Source organism: Novipirellula herctigrandis, assembly GCA_007859835.1.
Lineage (GTDB): Bacteria > Planctomycetota > Planctomycetia > Pirellulales > Pirellulaceae > Novipirellula_A > Novipirellula_A herctigrandis.
Map to the genome: position 1 here is coordinate 1,949,616 of SJPJ01000001.1, position 24,058 is coordinate 1,973,673.

Here is a 24,058-nt window from a genome sequence, read left to right on the forward strand (position 1 = left end):
GCACCTTCAATGGATTCGCAGATCAGTTTTTCTTGATTGTATGCAAGCAGCGCAAACGTGATCAAAGGTTTTTCGGGTTTGGGTTCGCTGGTGTTTGTCATGCTTGGTTTAGACCTCGCGTAAACCAATTACCACCGGGAAGGCGAAGTAATGTTTTTGAAATGCGGTGCTGGCTGCCTAAACAGGTCACCAGATGCCGAAGGCATAGGACCGTTGCGACTAGCGTCGCTATGACGCCGGCACTGGCGCTGAGGGCTGGAGACAACCATCCATCGAGTAAAAAGACGATCGCAGCAACCGGTATCATCCATACTAGCAATTCAATGACTGCGTGGTTCCAACGAAATCGCGTCAAATAATGAGTCGTGACGAGCATGACAGTCGTAACGAACAAATAGAACAACGCAAAGGCGATCGCGACGGACGATAGACCAAAGTAATGAAGTCCAATCCAAATCCCCGAAAGGTGAAATAAATTGAAGATCGTTTCGGTGGTGGCAAATAGCTTGCCGCGGCCGAGTGCAAGCATCGAGTAGCCAAGAGGAAATGAAATTACTCGCCCCATGCAACCAACCACAAACCATTTTAGTAGGCCCGCCGCCGGTGCAAATTCCGTAGTATAAAACACCATAATGGCTAACGGTGCCATTGCCAGCGTTGCCAATAAACCGGGAAACGCCAACAGCAATCCAATCTCGGTTTGCTGATTGATCAAGCGGTTCATTTGGGCGGGATCGTGAGCCACCGCTGTTAACCGCGGATAGTAATCGGCACCCATCGCCTGCAGCACAAATTGCACGAACAGCCCTGAAAGTGCAAAAGCGGCGGTGTAGATACCGACCGCATGAAGGTCCAGCTCTTCTGCAATCCAAACTCGCGTCAGGTACGCGACCAGCATCGTTAATAGCCCGCTCCAAACCAATGCCAGTCCAAGACCCAATAGTCCGTGGGCCTGTCGTAGACTCTCTCGCCAGGAGATGCTGGTTTTCTGCACCGGAACTCGGCGAGCAAAGTAGCTGGAAACGGCCAGGGTAATAGCGGCAATCGCCAGCAGTGCGGGAATGATGCCATCGATCCCCAGCCATGTGTAAAAACCAACTGCGACGAGGGTCGAGCCGATCGCTCCGACAATTCGCATCCTCGCCAAATCGCCGATCCGGCGTCTACCCTGGATGATCGCCGATTGTCCACCCGCAATGTTACCCATCAAAATGGTCAGGCCGAGCAACCGTATGGACCAAACGTAGTCGAGGGAACCGAACGTCATCTGGCTCAGGAAACCGGCAGCGAGATAGAGGATCAAGCATCCGAGCATTCCGGTGATCCAGCAAACGCGGCGGAGCGTCAAGATGGTTTCGGCGATTCGCCGCTCGTCGGCCGCTCCTGCGGCGGCAGCCACATCTCGCACGCCACTGGTTTGGATCCCCAGTCCGGCGATAGTTGCGGCCATTCCCGTGATCGACTGGAACATGCCAACCAGTCCGACCCCCGAGGGCCCGATCAGCATCGCCACCAATTTGGTTCGAACCATTCCGATGACCATCGTGACCACCTGGGATCCACCGATGATGGAGGATGCCTTGAGGACTTGACCATAGCTGTTCGACTGGGATTTGCGGTCTGCTACATCGATTGAATTGCGAGTGTCTTGATCACTCTCCAACAGTTCGTTTTGTCGATTAATAGATTGAATCAATGCGTCGCGTCCAAATCACGAGACCAAACAACCGGATGTCGAACCACCTTCGCTGGATTGCCTGCAACCAACGATTGCCGCCCAAAGGTTCCTCCCGACACAACCGATTTGCTTGCGACAATGCTTCCACTACCGATGTCGCTACCCTTAAGTACTGTCGCCCCCTGAGCAATCCAGACGCCGTCGCCGATTTTTACAGGGATTGTATTCTGCTGGTTGTGGATTTGGTGCCAATCACAATCGGAAATGAAACAATCCCAAGCAATGATAGAATCTGAACCGATGGTCAAACTCTGATTCACCATAACTCGCGTATTACACGTAATGCCACTACCTGACGATGTGTTACGTCCGCCGAAAGTCAAATTCGCATTTTTATTGACGTGCAAAAACACGCCGGGTCCCAAAATTAGGTCACCATCAATCAAGAGTGTTGAGTTTTCCGCCATCGAAATATTCACCAAACCTCGATCCCCCAGATCTGACTGCAGATAGACGTTTCCGTTTAAAACAATCTGACTCGTGGGATGCCGACTCAAGTTCAGCGAGACACGATTCGATTTGTATACAAAACGCCCTACACCCGAAGTTGGCTTCGGTAGTCGTATGCTTCGAGCTGTTCGCAACACACGTTTTATCGTTCGGGAAAACAGACTAAACACTAGCCACATTTCCTGTTTGAAATCGAATAACCGTATTCACAACCATCTCTTGGCCTATCGAATGAGGTCCAATCGGGAGGCTGAGGCAACGTTTGGAAATGTTCTCGGTGATTGGAAATTGATCGAACCCTAAGGCCTGATACGCCCCGGCGCGATGACAGGGAATGGGATAGTGGATCACGGTTCCAATTCCCGAATCGGCCAAGTACTTTTGTAGCTCGTCGCGATGATCGGTCTGGATCACATACAAGTGCCAAACTGGATTTGTATCGCTGCGGGGTTGGGGCAGTACTAAGTTGGCACATTCCGCAAGTTGGCGAGTGTACACAGCCGCCTGTTCGCGTCGTCGACCATTCCACTGGTCCAGAACCGATAGTCGAACTCGCAAAAACGCTGCCTGCAATTCACCAAGCCGCGAATTGGTTCCCACGATTTCATGATGGTACTTTTGACGCGATCCGTAATTGCCGAGCATCCGAACGCGTTCGGCTATGGCGAGGTCGCTGGTGGTGACGGCACCGCCGTCGGCAAAGGCACCCAAATTTTTGCCTGGATAAAAACTGTGCGCGGCCATGTGACCGAGCGAACCAACGCGGCGGCCTTTGTACGTCGCCCCTTGGGCCTGCGCGGCGTCTTCGATTACAACCAGGTCGTGTTCCGCTGCGATCTCCATGATCGGGTCCATCTGCGCGGGTTGACCGTACAAGTGAACTGGAATGATCGCCTTGGTCCGCGAAGTAATCACAGGAGTGATTCGATTTGTATCGATGTTCAACGTGCTTGGATCCGGTTCAACGGGAACAATCGTCGCACCGACCGACGATACAGCCAACCACGTTGCGATGAAGGTATGCGCCGGGACAATGACTTCGTCGCCGGGGCCAACATCAGCGGCCAATAGTGCCAACTTGATCGCTTCGAGCCCATTGGCGACACCGACGCAGTGGTCCGCCCCGCAATACTCGGCGTACTCCGATTCGAAGGCCTTGACTTCCGCTCCGAGCAGGTACCATCCGGAATCCATCACTCGGTGGTAAGCGGCATCGAATTGGTCCTTCAGTTCCAAATAGGCTGGTTTCAATTCAAGAAAGGGAACGTTCATCAATTATGCTTTGAGCGCTTTGAGATAGTCTTGATAGTCGCGGTAATAATCCGACTCGTCGTAACGGTTCGAGGCCAACACCATACAGACGCTACCCGAAGAGAAGTTATCCATTTCTCGCCAGATCATAGGACAAACGTAAAGTCCATTGTATGAACGGTTCAAATGGATCCGCTTCTTATCACGACCATCGTCTAGCACGATATCGAAGCTTCCCGACATCGCGATGATTAATTGGCTCAGTTGTCTATGAGCGTGCCCACCACGTTCGGCGCCACCGGGTACGTCGTACAGGTAGTACACACGCTCGATCGAAAACGGAATGTGATTTCCGCCCTCGACGAAGGTCAGGTTGCCACGATGGTCAGTGATCTTGGGGAGATCAATAAGTTTACAATCTGCAATCGACATGGTTCAGTTTTCGTCTTAGTTCAATGACCGTACATGCTTCGCCGGATTGCCGAATACGAGCGAATGATCCGATACATTTTTTGTCACTACACTGCCAGCGCCAACCATTGCCCCTGCGCCAACGGTAATTCCGGGCAGCAGAACTGAGCCCGCGCCAATGGACGCACCTTTCTTGATGGTCGTGCGAGCAAATTCAGCCGGGTATTGTTGACTGCGTGGATATAGATCGTTGGTGAAGGTCACATTCGGGCCGATGAAAACGTCGTCTTCGATCCTGACCCCGTCCCACAATTGGACGCCACATTTGATTGTCACACGGTCACCAACAATCACGTCCTTTTCGATGAAGCAGTGCGAACACAGGTTACAGTCTTCACCAATCTTCGCACCTGGTAAGACGACGACATACTGCCAAATGCGTGTTCCTTTGCCAATTTTATCGGACTGTATATCAGCAGTGGGATGGATCATGGGAGGGAAGTTTTCAGTTGACAGTTGGCAGTGTGAAGGTTGTCGATTTTATGCGGATTGGCGAAATAACGATCAGATACTGACGCGATAGCGTGCGGTATCCGGCAACGAACCGTACGCTATCGCGAGGCGGCTGGTTAAATCGAAAAGCCACTGCGTGGTTTCTACTAGGTGAGAAGGAGCTGAGCTAGGTAGTCGCCGTAGCCGGTTTTCTTCATTTGCTCTGATCGCCGCTGCAACTCCTCGGCGGACAACCAACCTTGCGTAAACCCGATTTCTTCCAAACAGGCGACTTTGAACCCCTGATGATGCTCGATCGTTTTGACGAACATTGATGCTTCTAGCAGGCTGTCATGCGTCCCCGTGTCGAGCCACGTGTGACCGCGGCCGAGCTTTTCGACGCTGAGTTGCCCCGATTCCAAGTATTGCCGATTGACACAGGTGATTTCAAGCTCGCCACGTGGCGACGGCTTGATCGATTTGGCGATTTCAACGACTTGGTTGTCGTAAAAGTAGAGCCCCGTAACCGCGAATCGCGATTTAGGACGTGTTGGTTTCTCTTCGATGGAAATCGCTTTGCCACGGGCATCAAATTCGACGATCCCGTAACGCTCGGGGTCGTGGACTTCGTAACCGAATACGGTCGCACCCGTGGTTTGCTGGGCTGCGGTCTTTAGTTTTGGCGAAAACCCTTGCCCGTAAAAAATATTGTCGCCGAGCACCAACGTCACGGTATCATCGCCGATAAACTCTTCACCGATCAGAAACGCTTGAGCCAATCCATCGGGCCGCGGTTGTTCGGCATAAGTCAATTGGATCCCGAAATCCTCGCCACTGCCGAGCAGTTTTCGGTACATCGGCAAGTCATCCGGCGTTGAAATCACCAAGATCTCTCGGATTCCCGCCAACATCAGTACCGACAGCGGGTAATAGATCATCGGCTTGTCGTAGATCGGCAGCAATTGCTTGCTGATCGCCCGAGTCACCGGATGCAATCGACTGCCCGATCCACCAGCTAATACGATTCCTTTTCGAGTCATGGAAGTTTGAGTGTTCAGTTTTCAGATGGCGGGAAGAAGAGTGGTCAGGGCCCACTTCACGGGAGTAATCAGTTGGCCGTTTTCAGTGGGCAGAAGAATAAAATTGCCACGGCCCGGGAATAGAGGATGATTTTCGCCGACGACCGCACCGCCTTCGCTTGGCGCAGACTTCGTCCACGTGGGTGGCATGGCACCCATATTTGGAAGTGGTTGAGTTGTGGCTTGGTTTGTCAGGAAATTTGGATGTGACTTCAAAAAACCGTCGAGGCAATATGGGTCGGCTCACTCAAATCGTCAAGGGAGCTGCCTGTACACATGTGCGTGCTGGCAATCCGTCTTCCGCCTGATTAATTGAAGATTAAGGTAGTACAGTTCATGTGCACCGGAGTTTCTAGTCTGACCACGAGAGAATACGCCGGAATGCTTTCAACGTGAGCGGTTTTGCGGATTGGGAGGAAGGGGGGAAAGAGTTGGCAGGGGGAAGAGTTGGCAGTTGGCAGTTGGCAGTGGGCAGTAGGCAGTGGGCAGGAAAACTGAAAACTGAAAACTGCCAACTCTCTTCCTCCCCCATGCTTGACGAATTACTTTTACAAAATCATTGCGGTTACGCCCCTTGTTGACGGTGGGCGTCCGAGGAATTTGCGCAGCGGAACCGGACGCTAGCGCGTGCCGGCTGATGGGGCCTCTTCCTGACGACTGCCAACTGAAGACTGCCCACTCTCTTCCTCCTCCATGCTTGACGAATTACTTTTACAAAATCATTGCGGTTACGCCCCTTGTTGACGGTGGGCGTCCGAGGGATTTAAGCAGCGGAACCGGACGCTAGCGCGTGCCGGCTGATGGGGCTTCTTCCTGACGACTGCCAACTGATGCCTGCCAACTTCTTTGAACTGACGACTGAAAACTGACGACTGCCCACTCTCTTCCTCCTCCATGCTTGACGAATTACTTTTACAAAATCATTGCGGTTACGCCCCTTGTTGACGGTGGGCGTCCGAGGAATTTGCGCAGCGGAACCGGACGCTAGCGCGTGCCGGCTGATGGGGCCTCTTCCTGACGACTGCCAACTGATGCCTGCCAACTTCTTTGAACTGACGACTGACGACTGCCAACTGCCACCCGCCTCCCGCCTCCCGCTTACTCTTCCTCCAATTCCTTTTTCAACTCCCTTTCGGCGGGGCTGATGGGAATTTGGAGTAGCTTTAGGGCTCGGGCGCGGACGATCGGGTCTTGTTGGTCAGCGGGGAGTTGGTTCTGTAGTCTCGCGGCATTGAGTAGCAATTGCCGGTGGTTCGATGCGTGGTTATCGTCCGAGCCGATCTCGTCGGGTAAAACTTGGCTGAGCCGAATCGCGCCTTCGGTTTTCGACAATTGCTGAAAGACCTTTGGCAAACGCTTAGCGTCGACCAACAACAACTGCTTCCACGCTTGGGCGGCAGTTTCCTTTTCCCCCATCTGCCACGCTGTTGCGGCAATCCCGGCAAGAATGTCGCCATTGCGACAGCGCAGACGGCTCAATTGCTCCAAAATCGCTGGCGTCCGCGAGCGGTATCCCTCGGAAAAATCGAGCTGGGCCAAGTTCCAAAGTGCGGTTTCCGACAACGGGCAACGTTGTAATGTTTGTCGGGATAAATCGGTGATCCGTCGTAACCGGGGGTCGTCACTGAGCGGCGGATCGCCTAGCAAAGACTCGTTGACGCGGATCAGCTCCAAGCTTGTCCGGCGTACCGCTTCGGCGGCCGATATCGGCTGATCGTCCAAGAGCCTTCCTATACGTTCGATACGAAACAATCGCCTTTGAACGAGACATTGCTGGATCAATAGCGGATCGCAGAGGCGGGCTTGATCGATGGCTCGATCGACTCGTTGTTCGAGTTCCAATAGCGTCGGATAATCGAGTGCATCATCAGCAAGTTGTAATTTGCAATTGCGAACGACAGCGTAGGCCATGGCTTCCCGGCGCGTTTGATGCTGTGCCCAGGCAAGCATGCCTAGGAAAACCACCGCGACCGCAATTCGCCCGCTCCAGTATCGAAAGGGGGCTGGAATCGCTGCGAAACGCTCGATCCACGCACGGACGACTTGTTGAATCCTCGATGCGTGACTCATTCGGTCGACGTGATCGCTATGGTCTATACGGGGCTTCGGAAAAGCGTGGGGCATTTGTGCGGCAAGGGATTGTGCAGCTTGCGTTTTTGCCGCTCGGGCATGAATGGCGGCGGCGAGCAGGGTGGCGGCCAGCGCGATCGAGGATGCGGTCAACGCAAAGTCGAAGGTTTGCGAAATGCCTATCGCAGCGATGGCAAAGACGCCGGCGATGGCGAGCCCTCGGTTGGCGGGGTCGGACGCTTCGAGCAACCGGCGGAGGGCGACCATCGCCGAAAAGAGAGCCACCAACATCGCGCCCGCAATCGGCAAGCCTCCTTCGGTAAACCATTCGACCCATTGGTTGTCGGCGTTCAGAAACCAATTCGGGCCACCGGTTTGTTGGAACGGCAAATAGGTATACTGGTAGGCCCCCATACCGCCGCCGAGTGGCAATGATGACGTGGCGGCTCGCAATCCGTCGGGCCAATGCCGCAGCCTCGCATTATCGCGTGTGATCGATTCGCTGGTTTCCAAAAATCGCTCTAGCGAGGTGGCTTCGATGCCCGTTTTGCCTAGTGTCATCAACGCCATCAAACCGACGCCGACGGACGCGACCAGGAACAATGGCAATTTCTGTGTCGAAACGGCACAAATTGCGCAGGCAATCGTTCCTGCGACCAACCCCATCAAGGCTCCTCGCGAACCACAAGCCAAAATCGCGGAGACAATGAATACGATCCCGAACGAAATCAATAGGGAGGGCCTATCAAGCAGGATCGCTCGGACTCGGTCAACGATCAGCCGTCGAAAGCTGCCGTGAAATCCCCGTTGGCGTTTACGTGGGTAATCCCAACGGCCGTGGAGTCGGGCAGACAACAATCCGATGGCTGCGGCGAGTCCGAGATTGAGCATCGCACCTGCATTGGCGCGATTCACGAAGGGACCGAATGGGCGGCCAATTCGGGTGACGCCGAACAGGTTAACGCCGGGGGAGACCGCTTGTTGGTAGTAGCCGGCCGCGGCGTGTAACAGGCCCGTCAACGCGAGTCCAATCATCATCGCGATCACAAAATGGCGATTCGTCATCAAGCGGCCACCGACGAAAGCAAAAGCAGCCAATATGATCGCTCGCGAGGTGAAATTGTTCGTCAGCCAGGGAGAAACCGATACGGTAAAACGATCCGGAGCAGCAATACCGAGTGCCTTGGGAAGCCAATGTTGGAAAACATCGGCTGATGCGGGCGATAGCCAACGGACGACCGAGGCATCGAGTGACAATGTTTGCAGCAATGAGACTGCGGCAAAGACCAAAATGAGAATCAGCGGGGTCCAATGCATCAGCCTCTCCAAGGATGACTGAAACATGAACGAAATCGCCCCCATCGGAGGGCTTAGCGGGCTATCCGCATGGCGGTGTGAGACGTCGTTGTCAGCCCCATGAATCGTTGTGTCCCATTTCGGGTGATCTTCGGAGTGACCGACGGTGACAAGGATTACAAACAGGATTGCCAGCACGCTGAGCAACCAATGGGACCAAGGCAAAAAGCCGCCACAGTCAAATGCAATCAGCCCTGGTACAGCGACAAGCAGAAGCGTCGTGACCACATGGATGGTGTGCCGAAAAAACGCCAATGAGATGTCTGCCTAACAAAAGAACGAGCTTGATGAGTGAAAACAATACGGACATGCGTATTTGTAAAACATGTAATCGAATTATCATTTTTAGCATAAACAGAAACGCGGCAATCCGCCAGAGTTTTTGAAAAGCATTCGCTAATGTTCACCAGCATTTCTCGGGAACATCAACCGGATTATTCATGACGTATCGTTGGAGTTCAGCCTTCACAGAACGCCCGTCTTATGCCGGATGCCGAGATATCCTCGGCTGTGGCCGGGAGGCCACGAATCAGAAACAAAAGTCCAGCAAAGGCCGGAGGCCGACATAGTCGCGATTGGGCGAGGGACTCGTTGCCTCGTCCACGACGGGGAACCCAAACTTTGGATCTGCACGGAGCAATAGTGCTTCAACCACATTTGAATTTAGGGTAGCGGAACTCGTCAAGAGTTTCGGCCTACTACGTGAATCGTCGAAAGTCTTGACGACTTCCGCTACAGCCCCAACCCTAAAGTTGAATCTAGATGGAACTCGGCAAGCGTTTCGGTCTGCTACGTGAATCGTCGAAAGTCTTGACGACTTCCGCTACAGCCCCAACCCTAAAGTTGAATCTAGTCGGAGCACTAGCGCAACAATCATTCGGGTAACGCCCCGACGGTGACTTACGACGACGTGGCAAGCCACACCAAACGATTCACTGCCATCGAGTGCATCATCACACGAAACAGTATGGCCATGTGCCGATGGTCACTCAAGCGATCGCAAAGCAACTCACCCTCACCCCCGCATGATGACTCACGCCGCGCGTCAATGGGTGCCTTGAGATGGCACCCTTGATGGATCATTTGGGCTAGCCTTTGCCGTTGCTCTCACCACCGGCGCCTGCACCGATGGGTTCAGCCTTTTCGGCACGATGACGTCCGCGAACGGTTACCGTTTGCTCTTTCGATGCGTCGAGATATCGGTCGCTGCCATAACGATACGACGAATATCCGTATTCACTTCCCGGTTGTCCGCCATAGCTATCGGACCAAGCTTGGCTATACGTAGCGCTGTAACCGCTATCGCCAACCGCGTTGACGATGATTCCGATGATGTTGACGTGAAGCATTCGCAGCAAGGTAGTTGCTCGTTTTGACATTGGTTTGATGTTCCGACCGATACGCATCACTACCATTACGCCATCCATGTGGGTTGCCACGTTGCTGGCGTCCGTGACCGACAAAAGGGGTGGCGTATCAACGATAATCAAATCGAACTGCATCCGGGCTTCATCCAAAATTTGCCCGAACTCTGGCAACATCAAGGCTTCGGCTGGGTTATTTGGCTTTGGTCCCGAAGGGAGCACAAACAAGTTTTCAGCGTCCGTTTCAACGATCGCATCCTTGAACTCGATCTCACCATTTAACAATCCCGTCAACCCTGCACTCGGTTGGACTCCAAAGACTTTTGCTTGTGTCGGCCGCCGTAAATCGGCATCGATGATTAGAACTCGTTTATTGGCTCTCGCTACACTCGCCGCTAAATTCGCGACGATCGTACTCTTTCCATCGCCCGGCAAAGCACTGGTTACTTGGATCACTTGATACTCCGGAGCCCCACCTGCCGTAGAAAACAAATTCGTCCGGATCGATCGAAAGGCTTCCGAGCAGGGAGCATGCGGTTCATGTAACACCGTTACGATCGAAGCGGTCTTTGGAAATGCACTCGCTTTCTGGCTTGTCTTTTTGCGGAGTTTGCGAGGCGTAAGCATCACAGGCAAATGTGCCAAAATTGGAAGACCGAGCGACGTTGAAATTTCATCCGGGCTACGGAATGTTCGCTCGGACCAATCCCATAGAAACGCTAGGGCCGCACCGAGGACCAACCCAAGGAAGCCGCCCAGAACCAAGGCTCGCGACAATATCGGTCCGACGAGGTAACCAAGCCCGGCAGGCCGAAGCACATTGACATGGAGTCCCGAGTTCAGACTTGGCAGATTTGCTTTTTCCAACTGACTATCAAACGATTGCAACGTTTCCTGATAGCGGGCAATGCTTCTTAAAAAAGACGAATTTTTGTTCTCGAACGCGATCAATTTCAAAGCCCGATCGCGGACTTCGGTCAACCTTGAATTGGTATCCGCAATGTCTTCATCGATCAATTGAATTTTCTTGCGAATGCTAGACACATACATAATTAACAATGTCTTGGCCGCCTCATTCCTTTGAGCTGCTACATCGATCGTTTCAGCTTGAACACTGTCGCGAGTTTTTTGAATTTCACGGAATGCTTTTTCGGTCATCTTCAACTCTTGCTCAATCGCAATCCGCTGCGGATGATTTGGTGCGAACTGAGACGCCAAGGTATCGGCACGTACTCGCAAGCCCATCAATTTGGTTTGCAGTTCCCATTCAGAATTCGGAACGTCTGCTTCGATCACTTGTTGAATCGTGTCGATGTCCTTCACATCCTCTAACAAGTACTGAACTTCTTGCAAAATTGCATAGTTGTTGGTGCCGTCTTTAACCGCTTCTCTGATCAGCCGCAACTTACTATTCAATTGGCGTGACTGCGTTTCCAAAGCATGCAAACTTTCTTCAAGGCGGATGGCGTCATCACGGTATGGGTTGATCGCTTCCCCCTTGCCATTCCATTCCAATGGAGCGGTCGATCGGAATTCGGTGAACTCGTTTTCTAACTCGTCCAACTTGGGCAAAATCGAATCGCGTCCTTCACGAAAAAACTCGACCACATTTTCGATATTCCGGCGATGACGACCGTTGACATACTCGTTGTAGGCTTCGACAACCGCGTTGACGATCGCGGTCGCGACGGTCGCATCCCCCGATTCAAACGTCACTTCGACCATCGTTCGATCCCGAGATTCGGCACCATCAAATGGAGCTTGAAGTCGAAGGTTTTTCCGGATTAATGCGATCAAGGCACCTACGTCCGCAGGTGTCTCTTCGAAGGCGGTCAATTGTCCAATTTCAATCGCACTTTTCAAAACTTCATCCGAAGTCATTTCTGCTTGAATAAAGGCCAAACTCGGTGCCGATTCCGTTAGGTTCTCAACCACGCTTCCCGTGTTGGTTTGCACGTTTTGGCTGTAGACCTCGATCGTGGCCCCCGCACGGAATGTTTCCTCTTGCTGAGTGAAAAACCAATAGCCTCCACCGAGTCCACAGAGGATCAAGAACAAAATCAAACCCTTTCGACGCCACAACACGCCACCGACCGAAACGTCCGATGCAGATTGCATATTATTCATCAACTCGGAACCGGAGCGATTGGTAGATGAGGGAGGGGCTGGCTGCATCGAAATCTCAATCAGAGGGGTTTAGAAGATCCGGCAAGCAGACATGGCGTCCGGAAAATCAATCAGGATGTCAGGAAAACAAATACGAACGACAACCGGTGAACAATTAGGTGGACATTTATCTGAACAAATCCACTCTCACGGTGAACTCTCAAGATACGCTCGGGGCCCTAGAGAGTCAAAGGCTTTCACCCCACCGAGATCCATATTAGCAACCACTAAACATTTCGACCCGATTAATCGCTAAATTCAATCTTGCGAATGATTTGGTCGGCGGCACAGAAAGAGAAGAAACGCAATCAATTTGAGCACACACCGCCAAATTGCCGCCCCTGACAAAAGCACAAGACCGAACGCGCGAGCAATGAGCACGTTTAGACCTTGGTGGCATTGAGTCATTTTCCAGTCGCGTTGCGACGTCAACGATTACCCACGGCGTAAGTCATGGTATACAAACGAATTATCCTAAGTGAGTCGCGATAGCGATGACAGCTGTCTCACCCGATACAGGCAGTCGTTAACGCGACGAATATCGGGCGGACGGACGAACTCAGCGGCCTGGCATCTGGTCCTCGGTGCTGTCGTCGCTCTCGGGACTATCCCGAAACCAAGGCTCCTGAGCCGGACACCCCAATTCAGGCTATTGGAATTGGAGGTTCACCGATCCTTAATCGGGAACCACTATCCTAAGCACCTAACGACCAACACCGGACGAGCGACTAAAGCCTGGACACCCGCGAGCGAGAATCACCAGGGGCCGATGATTTTGTCGAGGATTGCTAGAACAAATAGACCGCATGTCGTCAATGCCGCGGAACAGCTAAACAACATCACGTGCTTGCTTCGGCGCGTGCCCGGTAGCAGACCGATGACCACTCCACCGATCGCACCGGCGATGCCCAAAACGACAAAGCCACCGAGGACTCCGTAAAAAAGGACCGCCATCAGTGAAGGAACAACCGCCTCGAAGCCCGATCGGTAACCTGCAAATGGAATGGGGAATCGATAGACGAGTGCGAAAAACATGCCGATCGGAAACGCCAACCCAATCGACCATAACGCTCCGCCAACGATCCATCGAATGGAAAAACCAGACGACTTCTCGGTTTTGCCAGCAGCCAATGTCTCGGGTGTTTGGTACGGATTGCTTTCACGTTTGGGGGTTTCCATGCCTTTATCTTAACGGAACTCGGGTGTCGGAGCGTTCAGTAAGCCCCCGGTTTTTGCGCTGGTGTGTAGCCTTTTGGCGATGGTCCGGCGCCGGTCTTTCTATTGTTCTTTAAATTGAACGTCGGTAGCTCTGGTCTTGGTGAATGGGAATGATGGGGACGCCACGAAGTGCACGAAGGAACACGAAGCGGAGGAACGTCGTTTTTAGAATTGCTAGCGCTGGTGTCTAGCCTTTTGGCGATTTCGTCCGGCGCCGGTCGGATTGTTGCTCGGTCGGATTGCTCGGGGCGGCTAAAGCCTGGACACCAACGTTGCTCGTGAATTGCTAGCGCTGGTGTGTAGCCTTTTGGCGATTTCGTCCGCTTGGCTTTGTGGCGTTCGCGTTCGATAGCGAAGGAAACACGATCGGACTGCTTTCGCTACAGTAGATTTGATGACTGGTGTTGATTCGAGACCAAGCCGACTACGAGAAATTCCAAGTTGGGAAACGACACGTGGCGTTACAACCAAAGGGCCCTCCGGCGCAACGTTGCCCTTGAGGTTTCCAAGTGCAAGCCTGACAAATCAGATGTTCAATTTGAACGCAATCGAGCGGCTTGGAAAACAAGTAGCCCTGCCCCAATTCGCAGCCCATTTCCAATAATTGCCCGCGTTGCTCTTCGGTTTCAATTCCTTCGGCAATCACGTCAAGATTGAGGCTATCCGCTAACGTCAAAATGGTTCGAACAATCGCAATATTCTCAGTCGAAGTCAACATTTTGCGGATGAATGACCTATCAATCTTCAGAACGTCCAACGGGAGTTTATGCAACAGAGCTAACGAGGAGTAGCCGGTGCCGAAGTCGTCAATTTCAACTCGAATCCCACTTTCACGAAGATCACACAAAAGTTCGACACCTTCGTGCAAATTCTCCATGATTGCGCTTTCGGTTATTTCCACACGCAGGCAATCGGGTGACAAAGATGACTCGCTAAGCGAATCGCGAATGTCATCGGCAAGGCCGTTTTGCGACATTTGTTTTGCGGACAAGTTGAAGTTGACCGAGAGCTCGGCCGCGAACTTTTCCGACGCCTTCCAGGTCTCCATTTGGCGACACGCCATCCGCAATAGCTTGGATCCGATCACTCCGATCAATCCGGTATCTTCCGCTATCGGAATAAATTGCTCGGGTGAAACTTGACCAAGCCGTGGGTGATTCCATCTCGCCAAAGCTTCGAATCCGATTAACGCTCCGGATGCCATTTCGACAATCGGTTGATAACACAAGTACAATTCATCACGGTCGATGGACCGTCGAAGTTCGCATTCTAGATCAAGTCGAGCGCGAGCAGATTCGTGCATGGTTGGATCAAACACTTCAAAATGCGATTTGCCGTGTTGTTTAGCCTCATACATCGCCGTGTCGGCTTCTCGTAATAGATCGTCGGCACTGGCGTTTCGATCGCTGACATAGCTAATGCCAATACTGGCGCTTGTAAAAACTTCGCGACCATCCCCTAATGTAAACGGCGTCAAAATCGCTTCGGTCACTCGTTGGGCAACCTTTTCGGCCTCGCATTGAGCCTTCACACTTTCAAGCAAAATAGCGAATTCATCGCCACCAATTCTTGCAACGATTGATTCACATGCACACACGCACGATTCCAATCGTTTGGCCAACAGAACCAATAACTGGTCCCCCGCTGCATGGCCAAGGCTATCGTTGACAAGTTTAAAGTTGTCCAAGTCGAGATAGAGTACCGCGTACTTTTTTTCGTCTAACAGTCCAACGCGGTCAATGGTCCCTTGCAAACGATCACGAAACAGCAAACGGTTGGGAAGCCCGGTCAGTGAATCCGCTACCTTTCCTTCGGTGATATCGGTCAACGAACCAGCAATACGCGTCGCTTTTCCATTTTTGTCGCGAACGGCCAAGCCTCTACACAGCATCCAGCGATAGGAGCCATCGCAGTGCAACATTCGCAATTCCGCTTCGAAATGCGGAATTTCTCCGAGTAAATGGCATTCCAATTCGCGTTGAATGCGTGCTCGGTCTTCGAGGTGAGTTCGGCCCAGCCAATCGTCCGATGAATCCAGGACCAATGCCTCATCGATCCCCAACATTTGCTTCCAACGTGGCGAAAAATAGACTTCATTGGTGATCAATTCCCAATCCCATAGGCCGTCGTTGGCTCCTTGCGACGCGAGCGCATACCGCTGCTCACTTTCAAACAAGGCGGACTGAAGACTTCTCAACTTCATCTGCATCTCTAACCGCGCGATGGTCACATCGGGGTCGATCGGTTTCGTGATAAAGTCGTTGGCACCATCGTTGAGTGCCCGGACAACCTGTTGTTTGTCACCATCCCCGGTGACCATAATCACAGGCAGCACCACTTCGCTTCGCTTTTTCCGCAGTCTTCGAAGCGTCTCGGATCCGTCGAGCACGGGCATCACAATGTCGAGCAACACGATGTCAATGGGAAGCTCTTCGATGTATTGCAGCGCCTCCATTCCATCGGACGCAAGCACCGTCTGATAACCTTTTTTCGAGAGAAGACGTGCAAGAATCTGCTGATTGATTCTCTCATCATCCACAATCAACACCAGCCCCGAACTTGGCTCGGAATTCTGGCGCATGCATGTGTTACTGACAACGCGAACGTCGTCAGATGATCTCGCCTCGGTCGCAAGGACCGGGATTTCTTCGGTTGGAAGTTTCATTGGTATCTTACTGAATATAGACGCAATCACCAAATCATCGGCGATCGCTTGCCCCGTTCTACTCCACCCTTAATGTAGGTCATAAATTAAGTGTCGTCTGAAAAGCGACGACAAAAGGGGCTCTCTAGCTTGTCACCAAACCAACAATGGGTGTTGCATCCCCAAATGGATTAAACCTCGCAACCGGAAAAGCTTTGCGTCATCTCGCGAGCGATCCGTCAACGACCGAACTCTAACCCATAGACGCACGGAGATTCTTAACAAAATCCCGCCCCTTCCTTGCGACAACGTATTTCCCATTCGTGTTTGGGTAAGCATTGATTGCTGCCAAACCGAATTTCGAGAGCGAACGATGCCAGCCGCAAATCTAGCATCATCGCTTTGCTCGTTACAACGAGATTACCTGTCGTGGCTGAACCAGTCCCTTTATCCAAAACAACTTGTTTGAGTATCCTTGTCTTCATGGCTTCGGCGTGCTCTCTGGGTTGCGCCGCCCATCGTCGCGAACCGCAGCTAGCAAGTTCTCGGTCGCGTCACAGCGCAAGATCATTTCAGGGCCACGAATCGTGTCCTACCGACGCGGGCAGCTCGATCGCCTTCGACACGCCGACTGAGAATTCGCTGGTAACAACTCCGGTCGCATACCGCGGACGATCGAGTGTCACGGCGACGAGCGCAACGGAAGGCCACGTCAGTGAAACTGACATCCGCCATTGGACCGAAGGGCAGTGTGTCGATTCAGCAATAGCCAATCACCATCGGAACGATGCGGCCCATCACCGCATTCATGCATCGATGGCGCAATTAAAGCAAGCTGAGTCGACGTTTTGGCCCCAACTAAACGGAAACTTTTCCGTCACCCGAATCCGGCAAGGTATCGACACGAAGGTCTCCGCTTCGGCGCTGGGAATCCCATCCACCAGCCTGCTGACGATTCCGCTAACCGGTGAAAGGGTAGAAACGGCGTCGCTTGATACCACCTTGCCACTTTATGTCGGCGGTGCGCGCAAGGCAGGAGTCGCCATGGCTGACGCCGGGGTGCAAATCGCACGTCAGCAAGCAGTGATCACCAAAAACGACGTTGTGCGTGTAGCGCGTCGAGCCTACTACGGCACGATTCTAACCCGCCAAATGCTCGAACTCGGTCTGGACACACGAGACCGATTGCAGGTTACCCAAGAATTGACCAAAGGGATGCTCGATGCGGGTTCCGAAACGGTTGACCGCACGGACTATCTTCGCGGCGAAGTCGCCGTCGCAACGGTCGAATCCATGATTGCCGAAGCCAATGCAAAAACGCAATTGGCGAGAACCGCGTTGGCCAACGCGGTGGGGGCAAACGCAAGCGAGGAAATCGATTCGGTGGAGGCCGTACTACCTTATCAGCCAATCCATCTCGATCTAAACGAAATGATTGGCGAGGCATACGCATTTCGACCGGATTGGAAACAGATGCAAGATGTTGTTCGCCTCGCCGCGTCCCAGGTCGATTTGGCCAAGAGCGGTTTGCACCCGAAATTGCTTGCTTCCGGTGCCCTGATCCAAGCCCGCGACAACCTCGGTGGCGTCGGGGTGGTCACCCCCAATGGCGATAATTGGCGAGTCGGTTTGTACGCACAAGTGCCCCTATTTTCGGGTTTCAAGACACTCAATGAAATTCGCCAGGCGAAGGCTCGTTATTGTGCACGACAATCCGAAAGAGCTCTGTTGCACGATGGAATTGGCGTGCAGGTAAAGAAAGCCTATATCGAGCTCATTCAGGCAAGAGACCAGATCGCGGCCACCGACCGGGCTTGGCAGAAAGCGATCGAAAACCGCGAGCTACTTATTCGCGGATACCAAATCGGCATGACCGAAAGCAAGGACGTCATCGAAGCACAGATGACGGAAACGGCAATGAAGCGTGAAAATTTAATGGCGCTGTACCACTGGAATGTGTCGCTGGTGGAATTGGACCATGCGACCGGTCGTTGCATCGAACAGATGCTGCGATGAATAGGCGACCAACTGACGAATCAAAGTGGGGCAAAAAAAATGCGACAAAAACGAATTGCGAAGAATCCTCCTACCGACGCGATGAGAAGGTTTTGCTTTCCGGGCATGCGTGCCTTGGCATGGCTATTTATCGGCGTTTCGTTCCCGAGCTTGTTGCTTGCACAGACGCGTCCGATTCGCTACTCCGGTCCGATATCGGCTTGGCCTGAGGTTCAACGCATCGACCTGTTCACCGCGTTCCCGATCTACATGCAAGAGATTTCAGTAGACCTTGGCTTGACCGTCGAGTCAATCATTCCGGAAACCGCCCAGCCCATTCCGCAGCAACTCGAAGACGATGAGATTGATGGCGTTATCGTCCAGTTTACGGATTTAGTTCGACTGCAAAAAGACTGGGATCTCGAACCGTCCATTTGCGTCGTGCAAGGAGGGCGAGCATCCGAGCAAATCTATCTCGTTTCCAATCAGCCGATTGAGAACGTGGCTGATTTGAAAGGTTCAAAATTAGTCGCGCCTGGCAATCGCGAGTTCCCCATTTACTTTCTGGAATCCCTGATCGACCAAGAGTGCCAAACCCGTCCCGAGTCATTCTTTGGAGAGATCGAGACCATCGATAAGCAAGTCAATGCAATCATCAGCGTTGTACGCCGTAAATCGCGGGCCTGTTTGGTCACACGAACCACATTCGAAACAATGCAACAGTTAAGTCCCCACCTAATCAAACGCCTTCATATCGTTGCGAAGTCTCCCGAATACCCTCGCGCATCACTGGCGTTTCGAGCGGAATTTGATCCGGCCCTAAAAGGACAAATTGTTGACTTCTTAACGCATGGATTCAAACAGAAAGCACGCACGCGACAGGTTCTTGTGTTGTTCAAGGTCGAGTGCTTTGCCCATTACGATGTGGAAATGTACCAAGACGCGAAAGCCATCGTCGAACAGTATGGAATGTAAGCAACGCGTTTGCCATTGAGCTCACCAACACCATGTTAAACACTCAAACAAATCCAGCGAACGACAACGGCCCCGCGAAGGCGACACCTTTGCCGAAGCCATTTAAGTTCAGCGTTTTCACGAAGCTAATGCTTCCGATGGTTGTGATCGTGACTACCTGCGTTGGTTTCATGTTTTTCTTTCGTGCAAAAAGCCAACAGGCGGCGCTGTATGCAGCGGTGGAAGCTAGAGGCACGACCTTGGCGAGTTCACTTTCGGATACATACGCAAAATCGCTGTACCGAGAAGACTATGAAGTGGTTATCAACCATACAATGGAAGTGCTCTCGGCCAATCCCGACATTGAATCCATTATTGTGAAAGCCAATGGCGATATCATGGTTTTCAACAAGGATGGCTACGATTTTTTGCCCGAGGACACCGAACCAAACCACAGCTCGGTATTAAGAACCCATTTAACCCAAGGTGACTTGATCACCGATGGTATGGACCTTGGCAAATTCGAGATCCGTTTAAGCTTGGCCGAATTGGACCGTGAAGTCGGCCGAATGCACCGTCGATCCATCTACGAAGTGCTCGCCTGTTTCATTCTTGTTCTTTCGGTTTGTTGGTTCGTTGGCCAACGGTTGACCAAACCGATCCGCAACCTCGAACGAGTCATGACACGGATGACCGATGGGGACCGATCAGCGCGAGCGACAGTGGATTGCGACGATGAGATTGGCTGTATGGCCATCGCGTTTAACCAAATGCTCGACAAACTGCAGTCAACCGAAGCGTCGCTACTTGAGGCGAACCAAACGCTTGAAGAACGAGTCTTGGAGAGGACCGAGGAACTAAGCCTCGCCAATTCAACGATGGTTCGTGAGATCGAGCAGCGCAAGTTGATTGAAGTCGAGCTGCGACGAAGTGAAGAGCGATACGACTTGGCGGTCAATGGAGTGGAAGACGGCATTTGGGATTGGGACCTTGAAAAGGCGTCGGATGGAACCGTCAACTATCGTTCTGATCGATTCAAGCAGTTGCTAGGCTATGAACCGGCGGAGGATCCTCCGCATTTTTCCGAGTACGTCCTTGCGGACGATTTACCCAGTGTGAAAGATGCGATCACAAAGCATCTATCGGCGGAAACGGCCGGGCTCGATATCGAGTTCCGCGGCACCATGAAGTCCGGAGAATATCGCTGGTATCGAGTACGAGGCAAATGCGTTCGAAATAACCAGGGTGTTGCGACTCGTTTAGTTGGATCCTTGAGTGACATCAATGCCCAAAAGGATTCGCAAAAGGAACTGATGCGACTCCACCAAGAAATGGTCGCAATGTCTCACCAAGCGGGCATGGCGGAAGTCGCATCGGGCGTACTGCATAACGTCGGCAACGTCCTCAATAGCGTTTGTGTGTCGGCAGCATTGGTTTGTGAAAGTCTTGAAACGTCGCGAGCTTCCCAGCTCGGCCAGATCGCCGATATGCTTGACGAGCATTCTGACAATTTGAATCATTTCATCACCGAAGATGATCGCGGGCGTAGGATTCCAAGGTATTTGGGGACGCTGGCCAAAAACCTAATGGGGGAAAGAGCGATCACGATGGAGAACATCGATCGTGTATGCAAAAAGATCGAACACATCAAAGAAATTGTATCGCGTCAGCAAGAATTTGCTCGCGTCTGCGGAGTGGAGCAACAAATCGATCTTAGGGATGTGATCGAAGACGCAATCAAAATCCCTCACGTCGGGTACGAGCATTGCGGAATTGAACTTGTGCGGAAATATGAAGGTCACCCAAAAACCCTTACCGACAAACACAAGCTGTTACAGATACTCGTCAATCTACTGGGGAACGCCAAACAAGCGGTCAGTGAGGCGGACGTCGACAGCAAAAAGATCATCGTGCACCTGTCGCAACCAAGCCTCGATCGAGCAATCGTCTCGGTGATCGACAACGGCGTCGGTATCGCCAAGGAGCACCACGATTCGATCTTTTCTCATGGCTTCACAACCAAAAGCGACGGTCATGGCTTTGGTTTGCATAGCTGCGCCTTAGCCATGGAACAACTTGGCGGATCCATTCGCTTTGGGAGCGACGGCGTTGGCCAGGGAGCCACATTCACACTCAATTTACCTCTCATTCAATCGACAACCGAAATCACATCATGATCAATCCCGATCTCCATACTGAACCGCTACGGATACTATTGGTCGACGACAATCGGTCGATTCATGAGGACTTTCGCAGGATCCTTGCTCCCAAAGAACTCGACGAGATCTCCGAGGACGAAGAAGCGTTGTTTGGCAAGCCTGAACAGATTGGGCCGCGCGTTCGTTTTGAATTGGCATCAGCGTATCAAGGCAAAGATGCCTTTGAAATGGTCAAAACATCGCTAGAAGAAAACCGACCCTACGCCATGGCCTTTGTCGACATCCGAATGCCACCGGGATGGGACGGAGTCAAGACTCTCGAACATATACAAACCGTTGACGATGAGATCCAATTGGTTATCTGTTCGGCACACTCCGACTATTCGTGGCGAGAACTCGTCCAAAAATTTGGCCATCATGATCGTTTGTTAATTCTGAAGAAGCCATTCCACAATAGTGAAGCACTGCAAATGGCATGGACGCTTTCAAAAAAGTGGCAACTCGGCCGTGCCGTCAAAGACCAACAGGCAAGCTTAGAGATGAAGGTAGTGGAAAAGACAGCGGAGCTACAAGACGCATGCAAAGCGTTAGAAGAGCAAAAGACCTTCATATTGAGTCAAAATGCCAATCTAGAGGAACTCTATCGTGATGCACAAGAAGCGCGTCGTGTGTCGGAATCGGCAAACCGAGCCAAGAGTGAATTCCTTGCGAACATGAGCCATGAAGTCCGGACACCGATGAACGGCATTCTCGGGCTAACCGGTTTGTTGTTGAAGAGCGCTCTTACCGACAGGCAACGCAGGCATTTGGAAATGGTCCAAACTTCCGCGGACTCCTTGATGGGAGTACTCAATGACATTCTTGACTTCTCAAAAATCGAAGCCGGCAAGCTTGAATTGGATCCCGTAACGTTCGACTTGAGAGAACTCGCCGGGGATGCGATGAAGATGTTTGGACTTCGCGCCCATGAGAAGGGACTTGAATTAACCACTCGAATCAAGCCTGCAATCCCTGAAATGCTAATCGGGGATAGCGGCAGACTTCGTCAGATTTTGGTGAACTTGATCGGCAATTCACTCAAGTTCACTCACGAAGGCCAAGTTTCCTTAACGGTGGATGTTGAGCACCGTGTCGACGACAACCTTTCGTTGTACTTCACCGTCGAAGATACGGGAGTCGGAATCGATCCCGAAAAACAGCAAGCTGTTTTTGAAGCGTTCACCCAAGCGGATGGGACAATGACGCGCCGCTATGGCGGGACGGGTCTTGGCTTGGCGATCACACGACGCCTTGTCGAAATCATGGGTGGTCGTGTTTGGATGGAAAGCGATGTCGGCAAAGGGAGTGCTTTTCACTTTATCGTGAAGCTACAGGCAGCACCCGAGGAAGCGATGGCAAAAATGCGATCCGCCAGACGAGTTGTGTCGCTCGACGGACTGCGTGTGTTGGTGGTGGACGATAACGAAACCAATCGATTGGTTCTCGAAGAAATGGCGTTTGCATGGCAGATGAAACCAAGTGTTGCTGTAGGAGGCCAACAGGCAATTGAGGCAATCATCGCTGCGAAAGAACAGGGAAATCCGTTTTCGCTCGTTCTGCTCGACGCTCACATGCCGGGGATCAATGGATTCCAAGTCGCAAGACATATCCGGCAAAATTTGGCAATGCCAGATGTGGCGTTGCTCGTACTGAGTTCGAATGATTCCAGCAGTGCCGTTGAATTAAATAAAGAGCTTGGCATTGCTGCCACGCTCGTCAAGCCGATCAAGCAATCCGAATTATTGGATTCCATCATCGCCGTCACTCAAAGCTCCGTGATCGCCGACGAAACCATTACCGCGTCCAACACTGGAAACACCGAGTTCGCCTCATTGGAGCAGTCGCGGATCCGTCCATTGAAAATCTTGCTTGCCGAAGACAACTACGTCAATCAACAAGTAATGATTCGCATCCTGGAACAAGAGAAGCATGAGGTCATTATTGTCGACAATGGCCGTGATGCCTATGAACAGGCAATAGCACAGCACTTTGATGTCGTTTTGATGGATGTCCAAATGCCAGAGATCGATGGCATCGAAGCCACCTCGGCAATACGAAAAGATGAACGAGCTGGTGGAACGAGGCGGATACCGATTATTGCCTTGACTGCGCATGCAATGAAGGGCGATCGGGAAAAGTGCCTTGAAGCCGGAATGGATGCCTATGTCTCCAAACCAATCGATGCAGACAAATTGACCGTTGTGATGGCCAATCTTGTCGATCAAGCGAGTGACGCAGCACCACCACCACCACCACCACCGATTCGATCCCCAGAAGAATCACTCGACCTTGAGGGAGTGATGAAACGAGTCGGAAACGACAAAGAATTTTTAGCGACGATGCTAGACATCTTTAGGGAAGATTACCCTAAACATCTCAGCGAAATGCGGTTAGCGTTCTCCGAACATGATCCAGAACGAATCGCAAAAGCGGCCCACACGATTAAAGGCAGTGCCAGTAATCTTGGCGGTCTTCAAGTGCAAAACGTAGCATCAAACATAGAGTGCTTGGCTCGCCAGGATGAATTACCCGAAGGCACAATCGCGATTGCCGAACTGGAAACACGCATTGATCAAATGCTAGACGCATTGAGCACATTCGTCGGTTGACCGCTTACCACCGAAAGCGAGTGAAGTGATCATGCCTAGTGAGAAAAGAAATCAAACTCGCTT

General features: G+C 52.1%; 14 protein-coding genes. 4 read left to right on the plus strand and 10 right to left on the minus strand.

The features are described 5' to 3' along the window. Window positions 1-97 precede the first annotated feature (97 nt). From CA13_RS07005 to CA13_RS07050, 10 genes are all read right to left on the minus strand, one after another. The gene (locus tag CA13_RS07005) at window positions 98-1,696 is read right to left on the minus strand and encodes an O-antigen translocase (RefSeq protein ID WP_146395222.1); all 1,599 of its coding nucleotides are present in this window, start codon (window positions 1,694-1,696) and stop codon (window positions 98-100) included. After that, complete coding sequence (locus tag CA13_RS07010) at window positions 1,693-2,145, minus strand: acyltransferase (protein WP_419194027.1); 453 nt, start codon at window positions 2,143-2,145, stop codon at window positions 1,693-1,695. The genes CA13_RS07005 and CA13_RS07010 overlap by 4 nt, the downstream gene beginning before the upstream one ends. A gap of 205 nt (window positions 2,146-2,350) precedes the next feature. Further along, window positions 2,351-3,460, minus strand: coding sequence for a DegT/DnrJ/EryC1/StrS family aminotransferase (locus CA13_RS07015; protein ID WP_146395224.1), 1,110 nt, complete (start codon window positions 3,458-3,460; stop codon window positions 2,351-2,353). 3 nt (window positions 3,461-3,463) lie between these two features. Then, entirely contained in the window at window positions 3,464-3,871 is a 408-nt protein-coding gene (locus CA13_RS34775; RefSeq protein WP_419194028.1) for a sugar 3,4-ketoisomerase, read from the minus strand. Between the two features lie 15 nt (window positions 3,872-3,886). After that, window positions 3,887-4,342: an acyltransferase gene (locus CA13_RS34780; RefSeq protein WP_419194029.1), complete on the minus strand. Its 456-nt coding sequence runs from the start codon at window positions 4,340-4,342 to the stop codon at window positions 3,887-3,889. 167 nt (window positions 4,343-4,509) lie between these two features. Beyond that, window positions 4,510-5,382 (minus strand): glucose-1-phosphate thymidylyltransferase RfbA, encoded by an 873-nt coding sequence (gene rfbA / locus CA13_RS07025; RefSeq protein WP_146395225.1) that lies wholly within the window; start codon window positions 5,380-5,382, stop codon window positions 4,510-4,512. 1,137 nt (window positions 5,383-6,519) lie between these two features. Then, on the minus strand, window positions 6,520-9,102 hold the full coding sequence (locus tag CA13_RS07030) for an O-antigen ligase family protein (protein ID WP_146395226.1): 2,583 nt from the start codon (window positions 9,100-9,102) through the stop codon (window positions 6,520-6,522). Window positions 9,103-9,935: 833 nt separating this feature from the next. Next, window positions 9,936-12,338: a polysaccharide biosynthesis tyrosine autokinase gene (locus tag CA13_RS07035; protein ID WP_419194030.1), complete on the minus strand. Its 2,403-nt coding sequence runs from the start codon at window positions 12,336-12,338 to the stop codon at window positions 9,936-9,938. 795 nt (window positions 12,339-13,133) lie between these two features. Beyond that, the gene (locus CA13_RS07045) at window positions 13,134-13,556 is read right to left on the minus strand and encodes a hypothetical protein (RefSeq protein WP_146395229.1); all 423 of its coding nucleotides are present in this window, start codon (window positions 13,554-13,556) and stop codon (window positions 13,134-13,136) included. 463 nt (window positions 13,557-14,019) lie between these two features. Continuing rightward, the gene (locus CA13_RS07050; protein WP_146395230.1) at window positions 14,020-16,260 is read right to left on the minus strand and encodes a putative bifunctional diguanylate cyclase/phosphodiesterase; all 2,241 of its coding nucleotides are present in this window, start codon (window positions 16,258-16,260) and stop codon (window positions 14,020-14,022) included. A gap of 408 nt (window positions 16,261-16,668) precedes the next feature. Between CA13_RS07050 and CA13_RS07055 the strand changes: the two genes are divergently transcribed. The 4 genes from CA13_RS07055 to CA13_RS07070 are packed head-to-tail and all read left to right on the plus strand — an operon-like array spanning window position 16,669 to window position 23,995. Then, the gene (locus CA13_RS07055) at window positions 16,669-18,255 is read left to right on the plus strand and encodes a TolC family protein (protein ID WP_146395231.1); all 1,587 of its coding nucleotides are present in this window, start codon (window positions 16,669-16,671) and stop codon (window positions 18,253-18,255) included. Window positions 18,256-18,294: 39 nt separating this feature from the next. Next, window positions 18,295-19,209, plus strand: a complete 915-nt coding sequence (locus tag CA13_RS07060; protein WP_146395232.1) for a phosphate/phosphite/phosphonate ABC transporter substrate-binding protein — start codon at window positions 18,295-18,297, stop codon at window positions 19,207-19,209. Between the two features lie 32 nt (window positions 19,210-19,241). Beyond that, window positions 19,242-21,365 (plus strand): ATP-binding protein, encoded by a 2,124-nt coding sequence (locus CA13_RS07065; RefSeq protein ID WP_146395233.1) that lies wholly within the window; start codon window positions 19,242-19,244, stop codon window positions 21,363-21,365. Further along, entirely contained in the window at window positions 21,362-23,995 is a 2,634-nt protein-coding gene (locus CA13_RS07070) for a response regulator (RefSeq protein ID WP_146395234.1), read from the plus strand. The genes CA13_RS07065 and CA13_RS07070 overlap by 4 nt, the downstream gene beginning before the upstream one ends. Window positions 23,996-24,058: the final 63 nt, after the last annotated feature.

Excerpts from the sequence above, each read along its gene's own strand:
- CA13_RS07010 (WP_419194027.1), bottom strand. The coding sequence starts at position 2,145 with ATGGCGGAAAACTCAACACTCTTGATTGATGGTGACCTAATTTTGGGA.
- CA13_RS07015 (WP_146395224.1), bottom strand. The coding sequence starts at position 3,460 with ATGAACGTTCCCTTTCTTGAATTGAAACCAGCCTATTTGGAACTGAAG.
- CA13_RS34775 (WP_419194028.1), bottom strand. The coding sequence starts at position 3,871 with ATGTCGATTGCAGATTGTAAACTTATTGATCTCCCCAAGATCACTGAC.
- CA13_RS34780 (WP_419194029.1), bottom strand. The coding sequence starts at position 4,342 with ATGATCCATCCCACTGCTGATATACAGTCCGATAAAATTGGCAAAGGA.
- rfbA (WP_146395225.1), bottom strand. The coding sequence starts at position 5,382 with ATGACTCGAAAAGGAATCGTATTAGCTGGTGGATCGGGCAGTCGATTG.
- CA13_RS07035 (WP_419194030.1), bottom strand. The coding sequence starts at position 12,338 with ATGAATAATATGCAATCTGCATCGGACGTTTCGGTCGGTGGCGTGTTG.
- CA13_RS07045 (WP_146395229.1), bottom strand. The coding sequence starts at position 13,556 with ATGGAAACCCCCAAACGTGAAAGCAATCCGTACCAAACACCCGAGACA.
- CA13_RS07050 (WP_146395230.1), bottom strand. The coding sequence starts at position 16,260 with ATGAAACTTCCAACCGAAGAAATCCCGGTCCTTGCGACCGAGGCGAGA.
- CA13_RS07060 (WP_146395232.1), top strand. The coding sequence starts at position 18,295 with ATGCGACAAAAACGAATTGCGAAGAATCCTCCTACCGACGCGATGAGA.
- CA13_RS07065 (WP_146395233.1), top strand. The coding sequence starts at position 19,242 with ATGTTAAACACTCAAACAAATCCAGCGAACGACAACGGCCCCGCGAAG.
- CA13_RS07070 (WP_146395234.1), top strand. The coding sequence starts at position 21,362 with ATGATCAATCCCGATCTCCATACTGAACCGCTACGGATACTATTGGTC.